The 13,154-nt window shown below is 64.2% G+C and carries 10 protein-coding genes and 2 tRNA genes; 4 read left to right on the top strand and 8 right to left on the bottom strand.

Features of this window, described 5'->3' with window-relative positions:
• Positions 1–68 precede the first annotated feature (68 nt).
• Positions 69–1,286, top strand: a complete 1,218-nt coding sequence (locus SM753_RS10540; RefSeq protein ID WP_323191568.1) for a serine hydrolase domain-containing protein — start codon at positions 69–71, stop codon at positions 1,284–1,286.
• A gap of 56 nt (positions 1,287–1,342) precedes the next feature.
• The gene (locus tag SM753_RS10535; protein WP_323191567.1) at positions 1,343–2,701 is read left to right on the top strand and encodes a hypothetical protein; all 1,359 of its coding nucleotides are present in this window, start codon (positions 1,343–1,345) and stop codon (positions 2,699–2,701) included.
• A gap of 79 nt (positions 2,702–2,780) precedes the next feature.
• Here the strand turns inward: SM753_RS10535 and SM753_RS10530 are convergent, their stop codons facing one another.
• From SM753_RS10530 to SM753_RS10495, 8 genes are all read right to left on the bottom strand, one after another.
• Entirely contained in the window at positions 2,781–3,395 is a 615-nt protein-coding gene (locus tag SM753_RS10530) for a 30S ribosomal protein S7 (protein ID WP_135533890.1), read from the bottom strand.
• Positions 3,396–3,397: 2 nt separating this feature from the next.
• Positions 3,398–3,826: a 30S ribosomal protein S12 gene (locus tag SM753_RS10525; protein WP_135533891.1), complete on the bottom strand. Its 429-nt coding sequence runs from the start codon at positions 3,824–3,826 to the stop codon at positions 3,398–3,400.
• A gap of 185 nt (positions 3,827–4,011) precedes the next feature.
• The gene (locus SM753_RS10520; protein ID WP_323191566.1) at positions 4,012–4,482 is read right to left on the bottom strand and encodes a NusA-like transcription termination signal-binding factor; all 471 of its coding nucleotides are present in this window, start codon (positions 4,480–4,482) and stop codon (positions 4,012–4,014) included.
• Entirely contained in the window at positions 4,482–5,684 is a 1,203-nt protein-coding gene (rpoA2, locus tag SM753_RS10515) for a DNA-directed RNA polymerase subunit A'' (protein ID WP_135533893.1), read from the bottom strand. Before rpoA2 ends, SM753_RS10520 begins: the two co-directional genes overlap by 1 nt.
• The gene (locus SM753_RS10510) at positions 5,677–8,640 is read right to left on the bottom strand and encodes a DNA-directed RNA polymerase subunit A' (protein ID WP_323191565.1); all 2,964 of its coding nucleotides are present in this window, start codon (positions 8,638–8,640) and stop codon (positions 5,677–5,679) included. Before SM753_RS10510 ends, rpoA2 begins: the two co-directional genes overlap by 8 nt.
• A 1-nt stretch (position 8,641) precedes the next feature.
• A complete protein-coding gene (gene rpoB, locus SM753_RS10505; RefSeq protein WP_135533895.1) occupies positions 8,642–10,474 on the bottom strand; it encodes a DNA-directed RNA polymerase subunit B in 1,833 nt (610 codons plus the stop codon).
• A 3-nt stretch (positions 10,475–10,477) separates the two neighbouring features.
• Positions 10,478–12,046, bottom strand: a complete 1,569-nt coding sequence (locus tag SM753_RS10500) for a DNA-directed RNA polymerase subunit B'' (protein ID WP_135533896.1) — start codon at positions 12,044–12,046, stop codon at positions 10,478–10,480.
• Between the two features lies 1 nt (position 12,047).
• Positions 12,048–12,275 (bottom strand): DNA-directed RNA polymerase subunit H, encoded by a 228-nt coding sequence (locus tag SM753_RS10495; RefSeq protein ID WP_135533897.1) that lies wholly within the window; start codon positions 12,273–12,275, stop codon positions 12,048–12,050.
• Positions 12,276–12,576: 301 nt separating this feature from the next.
• Here SM753_RS10495 and SM753_RS10490 point away from each other — a divergent pair.
• Positions 12,577–12,649 (top strand) — tRNA-Asp (locus tag SM753_RS10490).
• Between the two features lie 385 nt (positions 12,650–13,034).
• Positions 13,035–13,107: transfer RNA gene (locus tag SM753_RS10485), tRNA-Asp, on the top strand.
• Positions 13,108–13,154 lie beyond the last annotated feature (47 nt).

Genomic DNA, 13,154 nt, shown 5'->3' with positions numbered 1-13,154 from the left:
CGAATTTGAGTAACTTCCCGGAGCGACCGTTTCATCGACATTATATACGGAGAAAATAAACTGCTCGTGTGATCTCCGACAGGTCCCGCCGGCGGTTCCTCCGGTCGACTGCAGTTGCGGTCGGCCTCGGTCTTGCCGGCTGTTCCGAGTCCGCGACCGACGGCACCGACACGACGACCGAGCCGTCCGAAACCTCGACACCGACGAGTACGACCGGCGAAACTACCACTGACGACCGAAACGACCGCCCGGTCACCGGCGACGCGGTCCCCGAACTCGAACCGCTGGACGAGGCGGTTCTCGGGTTCATGTCCGACCGAGACGTGCCCGCCGCCGCGATGGCCGTGGCCAGAAACGGCACCGTCGTCCACGAGCGCGGGTACGGCTGGCGGGATGCCGACCGCACCGAAGCGACGCGGCCGGACACGCGCTTTCGGTTCGCGAGCGTCACAAAGGCGATGACGAACGCGGCGGTCCGCACGCTGTTCGACGATGGGACGCTCGACCCGGACACCCGCGTCTTCCGGACGCTCGACCTCGATCCGCTTCCCGGAGACGACCCGGACGAGCGCCTCGACGAGATAACCGTCCAGCACCTGCTCGACCACGCCGGCGGGTGGGATCCGAGACGGACCTTCGACCCGGTGTTCCACGATTTCGCCATCGCCTCCCGAATGGACCTCTCGAACCCGCCCACCACGCGACAGACCGCTCGTTTCATGCTCGGGCAACCCCTCCAGTTCTCCCCCGGCGAGAGCGAGGCGTACTCCAACTTCGGCTACGCGCTACTGGGGCTACTGGTCGAGACGGTGACCGGGGACGAGTATCCCGAGTACGTACGGGACTCAGTGCTCGACGGAGCGAGTTCGGACCGCCTGTACGAGGGCGCGTCGCTTCCGGAGGACCGGCCGGACGACGAAGTCGACTATCACAGTCCGAACGAGTGTCCGAACGTGATGGCGCTCGATCGGACCGACCGCGTTCCCTGCCCCGACGGCGGCTACCATCTAGAGGGGATCGGCGCGGCCGGCGAACTCGTCGGGACGACTCGCACCTTGCTCTCGTTCGCCGACGACTACCGGGTCACCGGCGAACCGAGAGTCGAGGGCGACGGTCCGTACGTGTACTTCGGCTCACTCCCCGGAACGTTCACCATGCTCGAACAGCGCAGGGACGGAGTCGACGTCGCCGTCCTGTTCAACAGACGCGGCACAACACCCACGTCGTTCGCTGATATCCGGGGAACGCTCGGCACGGCGATCGATGCAGTCGACGAGTGGCCGTAACCGACCGGGCCGGGGACGGGAAGTTTAATTACTCACCCTTTCGGACGGAGAAATACATGCGACGTAGAGCCCTCCTGACATCGATCGCGACGAGCGTTGCCGTCGGCGCCGCCGGATGTACCTCGTCGAACGAGGAGTCCGACACGACTAACCCCCGCGATTCAACTACCGCGACGACTGCGAACACGTCGAGGACGACCGAACCGGCCGAGGAGATGCTCCGATTCGGCGACCGGGTCGGCGACGAGATACGCGAGCGGTGCGAACGCGCACTGGACCGAACGGTCGATATCACGGGCGAACACCTCGATGCCCCGGTCAGGATCGAGTTGAGAGACCCGAATATCGTGTCCCGTACCGGCCCGAGAGAGGCGTTCGCGGTCGCGACCGGGAAGGCCACGCATCTCCGCTCCGCAACTCGCCCTGACCGGGCCCCGGGATCGCTCGGCCGATACAACATGTCGAACCGGGTGATCACACTCACCGACACGGAGCAGATAGACGTCGATTCGATAACCGAACAGGAGGCCGTCCCGGATATCAGCCTGGAGAACTACCCGAACGAACCGCATATCGCTCACGAACTGACACACGCCATCCAGTACGACGTCACTGACGTTTCCGATGGATCGGATCCGACAAACGACGGCCAGAACGCCGTCACCGGCGTCAGAGAAGGGACGGCGACCTACGTCGAGGGGCGCTATCGCGCGAACTGCATCGACGGCGAGTACGACCCCTGCATCCTGCTCGACTCGTTTCGCCGCGCCGTCGACGTTCCCCTCTGGATGCTGCCGCGGCGGATCCCGTACGTCAATGGGGCGCTGTTCGCCTACGAGGCCGTCGAACGCGGCGGCTACGACCAGTTGTGGGAGAAACACGGTTCGCCGCCCGAGACGGCGGCCGCCATCATGTTTCCGAAGGAGTACTTCGAAACTGGCATCACGTACCGGTCGGTCGACGTCCCGAACGAGGCGAGCGAGGAGTGGAACCGCGTCCAATCGACTCGAATGGGCGTCAACGCGCTGTTCAGCAAGTTCATCGCCCTCGACATCGCGTCGCTCGACGACCCCGACGCCGCGGTCGAGGGCGAGGCCGCCGAAACGGTCGACCTGCCGCGAGCCTATCGCTCCGATCTGCTCCGGAAGTGGCACGGTGACTCCCTGGCCGCGTACAGCGACGGGGACGGCCGCGTCGGCTACCGCTGGCGAACGGCGTGGGAGACCGATGCGCGCACGGTGGCGGACGCGGTCGCCGAGGCATACGACGACCGCGGCGAGGCCCGAGACGGCGGCTGGCTACTGGACGGCGACTTCGTTACCGTCGCGTCGGAGCGGACCCGCGACGGCGAGCGGGTGACGTTCGCCGGCGGACCCGACCGCGACGCCGTGATGGCTATCCTCGGACGGGCCTGACCGAACGCCGGGGACGAACTGACCGGCGGCGAACGCTGTCGGCACTGGACGATGAGTGAGAAACGAGAGAGAGAAAAGATTACCGTGCGGCGGCGGCGACGCGCTCTTTCTCTTCTTTCTGATTGATCGAGTACGTCTGGACGTCGTAGTTAGCGGCACCGAGCAACTGGTCGGCGAGCGCCTCCTCGACGTCGGTCGTGCTCTTGAACGAGGCGTTGTACACGCCCTCGGCGATGAACTTCAGCGACTGGTCGACGCGGCGCTGCGGGGCGACGTCGACGGCTTTCGGGACGGAGATGCCACCGTACTTCAGGCGGACGGTCTCCTCGCGCGGCGCGGCGTTCTCGACGGCCGTGACGAGCACCTGCACGGGGTTTTCCTCCGTGCGGTTGTGGATGATATCGAACGCGTCGCGAACGATGTTCAGCGACTGCTGTTTCTTCCCCGTGTTCTCCTCGGTCTGCATCAGACGGTTGATGAGCCGCTCGACGATGCTGATCTCGGACTTCTGGAACTGCTTGGAAGCGTGACGACCCATCGTGTGTGCGATGGGAGTGACGGTGATGTACCGCTCGGTGGAGGGGTCGCCGTACTCGATGCCCGTGACCTCCCACCGGTCGAACAGCTTCGCACCGACGGCGTCGTCGTCCGTGCCCACCGGTTCGTCCGGTTCGGGCTGGTCCTCTGCCGCCATGGTTATCGCACCGGTTTCTCCGCGTTCCCGCGGACGAGTTCGATCAGGCTCACGCCGTTTACCTTCTCGACTTTGTAGTTGACGCCGGAGAGGTCGCCCATCGCTCGTCCCTTCGCACCGCCGATGCCGGCGATAGTGACCTCGTCGTGTTCGTCGATGAAGGAGATAGCTCCGTCGCCGGGACAGAAGGCGGTGACCTGCTTCCCGTTTTTGATCAGCTGAACTCGGACGCATTTCCGGATGGCCGAGTTGGGCTGTTTCGCTTCGATGCCCACCTTTTCGAGGACGATACCGCGACCCTGGGGCGCACCCTCAAGCGGGTCGGACTTCTCCCCGAGACCCCGCTCTCTGCGGGCGTACTCGGAGTCGGACCACCGTCGCTTCTGGCGGTCCTGCTTGAGTTTGCGCGCGGCGTACTTGCCGTTTGCCATAGTACAACCCAGTAGCTAACGGAGGCACTTAAGCATCCCCTTTTGCGACGGGGAGTTACGGAAGCAGGAGCCTCGACAGGGGGTGATAACGGTATCTGAACGCGTTTCGGTGGACTAGTTCTGCGCGACGCACGAGCCGAATCCGGTCAGGAGAACGGCTGAGAGGAGACGGGGAGACCCGACCGCTACGTCAACTGTACGTCGTCGATGTCGTAGTGGCGCTTCGCCAGCGTCCGCGCAGTGTCGATGTTTTCGCCGCCTTTACCGATAGCCGCGCCGGTGTCTTCCTCCGCGACCTCGGCGTAGGCGATCGTTTCGTCGTCCTCGCTTATCGTCACGTTGTACACCGCTGCGGGCGACAGGGCGTTGGCGACGAACGCCTCGGCTGTGTCGGCGTCCTCGACGAGTTTGACGTCCCTGCCGATACGGTCCTCGACGCGGCGGACGTGCTGACCGCCGGGACCGATGGCCTCCGCCATCTCGCCCGCGGTCACGAGGATGACTACGCGGTCGTCGCCCGGTCCGTCGTCGGCCGAGTCCGCCGCGTCGTCGGACTCACCCTCGAAGACGACGCAGTCCCGCGCCGTTGCGTCGGTCGCCTGCTCGAAGGCGGCGATGAACTGCCGTGCAGCGTCGGTGAGGGTGCGTGTCGGCATCAGTCAGCCTGTCCGGACTGCCGGCTGAACGACCCCATCTTGAGGTCGACGTCGCCGGTACCCAGCTTGATCGGCTTGCCGACGATGACGTTCTCGGTGACGCCGTTCAGGTCGTCGACCTCGCCGTGGATGGCGGCGTCGAGCAGGTGATTGACGGTCACCTCGAACGCGGCGCGGGCCAGTACGGAGTCTTTCGACCCGGAGATCCCGTGCCGGCCGATAGACTCGATCGTCCCCTCGTTGGTCATGATGTCCGAGACCAGCATCAGGTGCCGGACGTTCACGTCGTCAAGCCCCTGCTCTTCGAGCGTGTCCATCGTCTCGTTGATGATCGCCTCGCGGGCGGCCTCGACGCCGAGATTGCGGTAGATCTCGTGGATGTTGTTGCAGGTCGTTCGGGAGGCGTCGACGCCCTCGATAGAGAGCACGTCGCCGAATGCGGACCCCTCGGTGTAGAGGACGAACTCCTCGCCGGAGTCTAACTCCTCCTTGCGGATGACGACGCGACTGACCTCCTCGATGCCCTTGAAGGTGATGTCGCGCAGTTCCTCGACGAGTTGCAGGAGGTCGCGGTAACTGGGCTCCTCGGGGCCGAACTCGACGCTGGTCCCGTCTTGGACCGTCGTGACGCCCAGCGAGTCCTCGATGATCCCGGCGATCTCGCCGGCGATCTCGTCCGTGCTGTCGACGCGCGGCCAGCGTTCCTGCAGCGTGTCCTCGTTCAGGCTGATCTGGACGCGCATGTCGGCGACGTTCGTGGAGATGTCACCGAGCGCGAGGATCTTCGTCGCCTCGATCCCCCAGACGACCTCGTGGGCGCGCTCGCGGTCGTCGGCGTACTCGTCCTCCAGAAACACCGTCATCATCGGCGTGTCGGGAGTTTTCCGAGCGTCGACGAGTTCGATGAGCCGCGGCAGCCCCTGCGTGACGTCGATCTCCGCGACGCCCGCGTAGTGGAACGTGTTCATCGTCATCTGGGTGCCAGGTTCGCCGATCGACTGGGCGGAGACGGTGCCGACCGGGTCGAGCGGGTCGACCCGCGTGTCGAGATAGCGGTTCTCGACCGCCTTTGCGATCTGGTCGGCCTGTTCGACCGTGACGCCGTCTCGCTCGTCGACCGTGCTGTACACCTGGTCTTTCAGCCGCTTCGGGAGGTTCGTGTCCTCCACGACGGCCTCGATGTCGTCGGTGATCTCAGTCATCGTTCACCTGGGGGGCTTCGGAAGCGACGCTCGTTGCGCCGCGGTCACCGGCGGCGTCCATCCGCCGGGATTCGGCGTGTTCCGAGAGATTGGTTGCCGGTTGCTTCTCGCCGAGGAACTCCTGGAGTTCGTCGCCGTCGAACTCGGCTTCCAGAACCCGGTCGGCGATCCTGTCGACGTCGATGTCGTTCTCCTCGCCGGAGGACACCTTCACGGGACTGGTGCTGTCCTCTCCGAACTCGAACTGAACGATGGTGTCGCCGGTGTCGCGGACGGTACCGTCGTACTGCGTCTCCAGTTCGGACAGGGCGTTGATGAGACGGCGCTGCAGGTATCCGGACTTCGACGTCCGGACTGCCGTGTCGACCAGGCCCTCTCGGCCACCCATCGCGTGGAAGAAGAACTCCCGCGGGGTCAGGCCGTTCGTGTATGAGTTCTGTACGAAGCCGTGGGCGTCGGCCGATAGGTCGTCGGGCTTGTAGTGACTCAGGGTGCGGTCCTCGTAGCCGCGGTTGATCCGCTCGCCGCGGACCGCCTGCTGGCCGACACAGCCGGCCATCTGAGTCAGGTTGAGCAGTGACCCACGCGCCCCGGACTCGGCCATCACGACTGCCGGGTTATCGTCGTCGAAGTGCTCCTCCGCGATGTCGCCCGCGTTGTCACGCGCGCGGCCGAGCGTCTGCATGATCTTCATCTCCAGCGTCTCGTCGACGGTGCGGCCCGGGAGCGACTCGAGGTCGCCGTTCTCGTACGACTCGATCAGCTCCTCGACGCGGTCGTTCGCGTCGGTGATCGTCTCGTTGATGCGCTCCTCGGCGACCTGCGGCACCGTCTCGTCGTCGATGCCGATGGAGAACCCGAAGTGCATGATAGAGCGCATCGCCAGCGAGGCGACCTCGTTGATGAACTGTCGGGCTCGCGTCTTGCCGTACACCTTGGCGATGGTGTCGACGACTTCGCCGCCGAACGCGCCGACGCCGCCCTCGTCGATGGTGCCCTCGACGAGCTGGCCGTCCTCGACGACGACCGTGTCGCCGGCCTCGCTCGTGAACTCCAGATTGAGGTCGTCGGGCAGGAGCTCCGAGAAGGCGTCCCGTCCGGTCCAGTACGGTTCGCCGTCCTCGTACTTCCCGCTCGGTTCGGGCAGTTCGTCGATGCGCGTAGCGCGCAGCAGGTCCAGTGCCTGCGTCTCGTTGAACTCGGGGTTCGTGTGTGTCAGCAGGTACGTCCCGCTGATGTGGTCCTGGATGGCCCCGATGATGTTCTCCCCGAAGCGCGGGCTGAGGATCTGTTCCTGCACGCGCATGAGGACGCGCGCCTCCGCGCGGGCCTCCTCGTTTTGCAGGGCGTGCATGTTCATCTCGTCGCCGTCGAAGTCCGCGTTGTACGGCGGGCAGACGACGGTGTTCAGCCGGAACGTCTTGTACGGCATCACGACGACTTCGTGCGCCATGATAGACATCCGGTGAAGCGACGGCTGGCGGTTGAAGACGACGATGTCGCCGTCGATGAGGTGACGGTTCACCTCCCAGCCCGGTTCGACCTTCTCCGCGAGCTCCTCGCAGTTCTTCTCGGTCACCTTCAGCCGGCGACCGTCCGGTCGTCGGACGTAGTTCGCGCCGGGGTGACCCTCGGGACCGTTGGAGACGTAGCGACGAGCGTCCCGGAGGTTCCGGTCGTTGACGTTCATCGTCTGGGTCATCTCCTTGGCGACGCGGTCGGGGACGCCGACCTCGTTCAGGCTGAGCGTCGGGTCCGGGGAGATGACGGTACGGGCGGAGAAGTTAACGCGCTTCCCGGACAGGGAGCCGCGGAAGCGGCCTTCCTTGCCCTTGAGGCGCTGACTGAGCGTTTTCAGCGGGCGGCCGGAGCGGTGACGCGCCGGCGGCGTCCCGCTGATCTCGTTGTCCATGAACGTCGTGACGTGGTACTGCAGCAGTTCCCAGAGGTCCTCGATGATCAGTTGGGGCGCACCGGCCTCGCGGTTCTCCATGAACCGCTGGTTGATGCGGATGATGTCGACCAGCTTGTGCGTGAGGTCGTCCTCGCTCCGCTGGCCGTTGTCGAGCGTGATGGAGGGACGGGCCGTCACCGGCGGCACCGGTAGCACCGTCAGGATCATCCACTCGGGTCGGGACCGCTCGGGGTTGATGCCGAGTACCTCGATGTCCTCGTCCGGGATGTCCTCGAACCAGTCCCGGATGTCACTCGGCATCAGCTTGTTCATGTCCTCCTCGGTGAGGTCGATCCCGAGGGCCTTCTCTATCGCCTTGCGGTCCTCCTTGCGCGGTCGGAACTCGCCCGAGAGGATCTCGTTGACGCGCGAGAGGACGATATCCGTCTTCTCGGCGAGTTCGTTGGGGCTGGTCGGCTCCTCGTCCTCCTCGTCGTCGCCCTGCATCGCGGCGGCGATCTGTTCCGGGTACTCGCTGGAGAGGACCTGCTGAACCTCGTAGTACGTCGTCGGTTTCTCGTGGTTGATGTCGAACTGGACCTCGCCGCAGTGCGGACAACGGTCCGCCTTGCGGGCCTGCCGGATGGCGGCCTTCGTCACGTCGTTGACGTCGTTATCGAGGTCTTTCGTCGTCTGGAGCTGGTCGAGGAACTCCTGTTTTTCGTCCTCCGTCAGCGTGAGCCGCGAGCACTCGCGGCAGGTCCCTCGAAGCAGACGACGAATGAGCTTCGTGAAGCCGACGTGGATGACCGGGGCTGCGAGTTCGATGTGGCCGAAGTGCCCGTTACAGGAACCGGAGTGCTGTCCGCAGGTCTTGCACTCCAGTCCGGGGTCGATGACGCCCAGACGCGGGTCCATCAACCCCATGTCGATGGGGAACCCGTCGTCGTCGTAGGTGTCGGCCGTGATGATCTTCGTGGCGCTCATGTCCCGATACTCCTCGGGGTCCATCAGCCCGAAGCTGATTTCGCCGATCTCTTTGGGTGTCTGGTTCGTGGGCATGTTAGACTGCGTCCTCCAGTTCCAGTCGCGGCGCGATACCGAGCGCCTTCATCTCGTCTAGCAGGAGCTTGAACGCGTAGCTCATCTCGATCTCGTGGACGTCCGTCTCCTCGTCGCAGTTCGGACAGTAGACGCGCTGTTGCTCGACGTTCTCGACGGCACTCATTCCGCAGTTGCCACAGACGTGGATGAACTCTCGGTCGGACTCGTCGAGGAGTCGTTCCTTGAGTGCCATCGCCGCGCCGTGGCCGATGAGAACGTCGCGTTCCATCTCCCCGACGCGTAGGCCACCCTCGCGGGCGCGGCCCTCGGTCGGCTGGCGGGTCAACACCTGCACCGGCCCGCGCGAGCGAGCGTGCAGCTTGTTCGAGACCATGTGGTAGAGCTTCTGGTAGAAAATGGTCCCGACGAAGATCTCCGCCTCGATCTTCTCGCCGGTGACGCCGGAGTACATGATCTCCTTCCCGCTGGAGTCGAAGCCTTTCTCCTCCAGCGACCCGCGGAGTTCGTCCTCGTCCTCGCCGGTGAAGGCGGTCCCGTCGACGCGGCGGCCTTCGAGCGACCCGACCTTACCGCCGATCATCTCCAGCACGTGGCCGACTGTCATCCGCGACGGTAGCGCGTGCGGGTTCAGGATGAGGTCCGGCACGACCCCCTCCTGCGTGAACGGCATGTCCTCCTGGGGAGCGATGTGACCGACGACACCCTTCTGGCCGTGTCGCGACGCGAACTTGTCCCCGAGTTCGGGGATACGCTCGTCGCGGACGGACACTTTCGAGAGCTTGGAGCCGTCCTCGCCCTCCATCAGCGTCACCGTGTCGACCACGCCGCTCTCACCCGAGCGCATGGTGACGCTCGTCTCGCGGCGTTTCTGGGGCGACAGACCGCCCATGTCGTCCGGTTCTTCGAGGAACCGGGGCGGGCTCGTCTTGCCGAGCAGGACGCTGTTCTCGTCGACCTGCGTCTCCGGGTTCACGAGGCCGTCCTCGTCCAGATGCGTGTAGGCGTCCTCGCCGCGAGCGCCGCGGACGTCCTGGCTCGGGATCTCGAAGCGGTCCTCCTGTCCGCCGGGGTAGCGCCGTTCCTCGCCCTCGTAGGTGCGCAGGAAGTGCGAACGGGCGAGCGCGCGGTCGACCGACCCGCCGTTGAGCACGAGCGCGTCCTCGATGTTGAACCCCTCGTAGGACATGACCGCGACGACGAAGTTCTGCGCCGCGGGGCGGTCGTCGTAGCCGATCTGCTCGGTAGTCTGGGTCTTGACCATCGAGAGCTGCGGGTAATGCAGGAGATGCTGGCGCGTGTCCGGGCGGATGCGGTAGTTCGCCGCCGGCAGGCCGAGCGACTGCTTGACCATCCCCGCGCCCATCGTAATGCGCGGCGAGGCGTTGTGTTCCGGGTACGGGATCATGCCTGACCCGATACTGAATATCAGCTGCGGGTCGATCTCCATGTGCGTGTGGTCGACGGAGACGTCGTCGTTGTCGACGGCGACGTAGATGTCTTCTTCCTCCTCGGCGTCGATGAATTCGATGTAGCCGCTATCGACAAGGTCGTCGAAGTCGAGCGACCCGTCTTTGACGGCTGCGATCTCGTCGTCGGAGACGAGCGTCTCGCCCTCTTCGACGACGAGCAGCGGGCGGCGGGCGCGTCCCGCGTCCGCGTTGACGATAACTTCGCGAGTGCGGTCTTTCACCGAGACGTTCACCATCTCGCTGACGTCACCGCGTCGCCGTGCTTCTCGGATCTGTTCCGCGAGCTGGTTCGGGTCCGGGTGGGTCCCGACCAGGCTCCCGTTGACGTAGACTTTCGCCTCGCGTTCTTGTTGCTGACTCATGTGTTAGTCCCCCTCCGCGCGTCGGTCGACGCCTTCGATGCCGGGAATGCCCTCGACACCCATCGACGCCAGTTCTCGTTTCAGTCCCTGTTCGTCCTCGACGTTCTGTGAGAGCTCCATCGCCTGCGCGAAGTTCTTCACCAGGCCACAGTTCGGTCCCTCGGGCGTCTCCGACGGGCCGATGCGTCCCCACTGAGTCGCGTGCAGGTCACGCGCCTCGAAGTGAGGCTGCGAACGGCTAAGCGGCGAGCGCAGCCGTCGCAGGTGCGACAGGACGCCCATGAAGTTCGTCCGGTCGACGAGCTGGGAGACGCCGGAGCGGCCGCCCACCCAGTTCCCGGTCGCGATGGGGTGTTCCAGCCGTTCGGTCAGTACGTCCGAGCGGACAACGGTGTTGACCGACAGCTGACGGTTGCGCATGTTCGCGCGTTCGAGCTGGTACTTCACGTCCCGGGCGAGCTTGTTCAGCGCCGTCCGGAAAAGGTCCCGCATCAGGTCGCCGCTGACCTTCAGCCGCTTGTTCGCGTAGTGGTCCTTGTCGTCGGACTCGCGGCGGCCGAGCGCGAGTTCGAAGCAGGCCTCGGCCATCCGGCAGAGGTAGTACGCCTTGTTGATTCGGACGTCTTCCTCGTCGACGCCTTCCTCGTGGAGGTGCGGGAGGAGATAGCGGTCGATGACGTAGTTCGCACGCTTTAGCTGGTAGTTCTTGCCCTGGCCGCTGGCGACGCGTTCGCCGAGTTCCTCGATGGCACCTTCCTCAGTCTGGACGTCGGCCGCCTCCAGGTTCTCCAGCATGAACTTCACTATCTCCGGGTCGTCGGAGACGCGGTGAACGATCTCCTCGTCGGATTCCAGGCCGAGCGCCCGGACGAGCGTGACGAAGTTGATGCTCCCCGAAACCGACGGGAACGACACTTCGAGCAGGCCGTCACGGGTTCGCTCGACGAGAACCAGCGCGCGGTACCCCCGGCGCTGTGAGAACGTCTTCGCGACCTGGATCTCGTCGCCGTACTTCGTGTCGTACTCGGCGAGGATCTTGTTCGGCGCGAGGTCCTCGCTCGTCATCAGCACACGTTCGGAGCCGTTGACGATGAAGTAGCCGCCGGGGTCGGCGGGGTCTTCGCCGATCTCGATTAGCTCCTCGTCGGAGAATCCTGCGATGTTACACTTGTCCGAGCCGACCATGATCGGCATGCGACCGACCTTCGTCTCGGTGCTGTCGACGACTCGGTCTTCGCCCTCCTCGGGGTCGCCCTTGACGATCTCCATCTCCATGAACACGGGCGCGGCGTAGGTGATGTTCCGGAGACGGGCTTCCTGCGGATACAGCAGTTCTTCGCTACCGTCGGCCTCGCGAACGCGCGGCGTCACGATGCGGACGTCGCCGAGTTCGACGTGAACCGGTTCCTCGCCCTCCTTGTCGCCGATGTCTGTGTCGATAGTCTCTTTTTCGTTGACGACCTCCTGCATTCCACGGTTAAGGAAGGCGTTAAACGAGCGGTAGTGGTGTTCAGCGAGCCGTTCTTTTCCGAAATACTCCTTCGAGATCGAACGTCTGTCTTCTTGTTCCATATTATTCTACGACCAGTCGGTACACGACTGCTTGGTCTGTTGTTCGGGAGTCCCGGATGATCTCGATCACGTTGCCCACCTCGGCCTCGTCCGGCAGCGCGGGGTCGGCGCGTTTGATCTTCGGCAAGTCGGTCCGGTCTATGTCGTACTCGGCCAGCACCTCGTCGACCTCGGCCTCGTCGAGGACGGAGTGCTCTGGTACCAGGTTGTGTTGGCTTACGTCTACCATGTGTGTCTGACTAGGGAAGAAGCGGCTATCACGAGATACTACAGTGAGTTACACACGGGGAGGATTTAAGGCTTACCAAGTCTATTGGCACGCGCGGCTACGCAAGAAAAGGGCGGATCCGACGGCGGCCGAGATCAGCTGTGTTGTCGATCAGGTATCCGGAACGACGTGAGAAGAGTATAAATCGTTTGTGGGGAGATGGCACGGATCTGCCCGACTGCGGACGTGCGCAGGTCACTCACACGGCGGGGATCTTTGGAAAGTCTTAAGGGTGTAACCCGGATACGATAGGATGCGTTCAGCCCGGGTGGTGTAGTGGCCCATCATATGACCCTGTCACGGTCGTGACGCGGGTTCAAATCCCGCCTCGGGCGCTTCTTCGATTTCTCCCCTTCGAGCGACCGCCTTGCGTGTCGCGAACACCTGCAAAATCGAAGAGCGGCGCGTCCGTGATTTGAACTACGGGACGAGGGAGCGCCGCGACCGAAGTCCAGATGGTTCAAATTCCGACTGACTTCGTCAGTCGGCGTGCGCGACGGAATCGCGTACTCCCGCCTCGGGCGCTTCTTCCGAAACTCGACTTCTTAGCGGGTCGTTTCATCGCCGAGCGGTGCGGCTGAAAACGTGTGGAAACTGACAAAGGGATTTGAACACAACGAGTCGCACGTCGGACTGCAGGGCGGTGACTATCCACACGGGACCAGGCCGAAATCGACACCCCTTAATAATGGCAGGCAGAACGTACGATTGCAGAGGAAAGCCCGGGTGGTGTAGTGGCCCATCATATGACCCTGTCACGGTCGTGACGCGGGTTCAAATCCCGCCTCGGGCGCTTCTTCCGAAACTCGACTTCTTAGCGGGACGTTTCATCGCCGAGCG

The sequence above is a fragment of the Halostella sp. PRR32 genome (genome assembly GCF_034808085.1).
In the GTDB taxonomy this organism is placed as follows: Archaea; Halobacteriota; Halobacteria; order Halobacteriales; family Natronoarchaeaceae; genus Halostella; species Halostella pelagica.
This window is presented reverse-complemented; position numbering and strand designations above follow the sequence as displayed.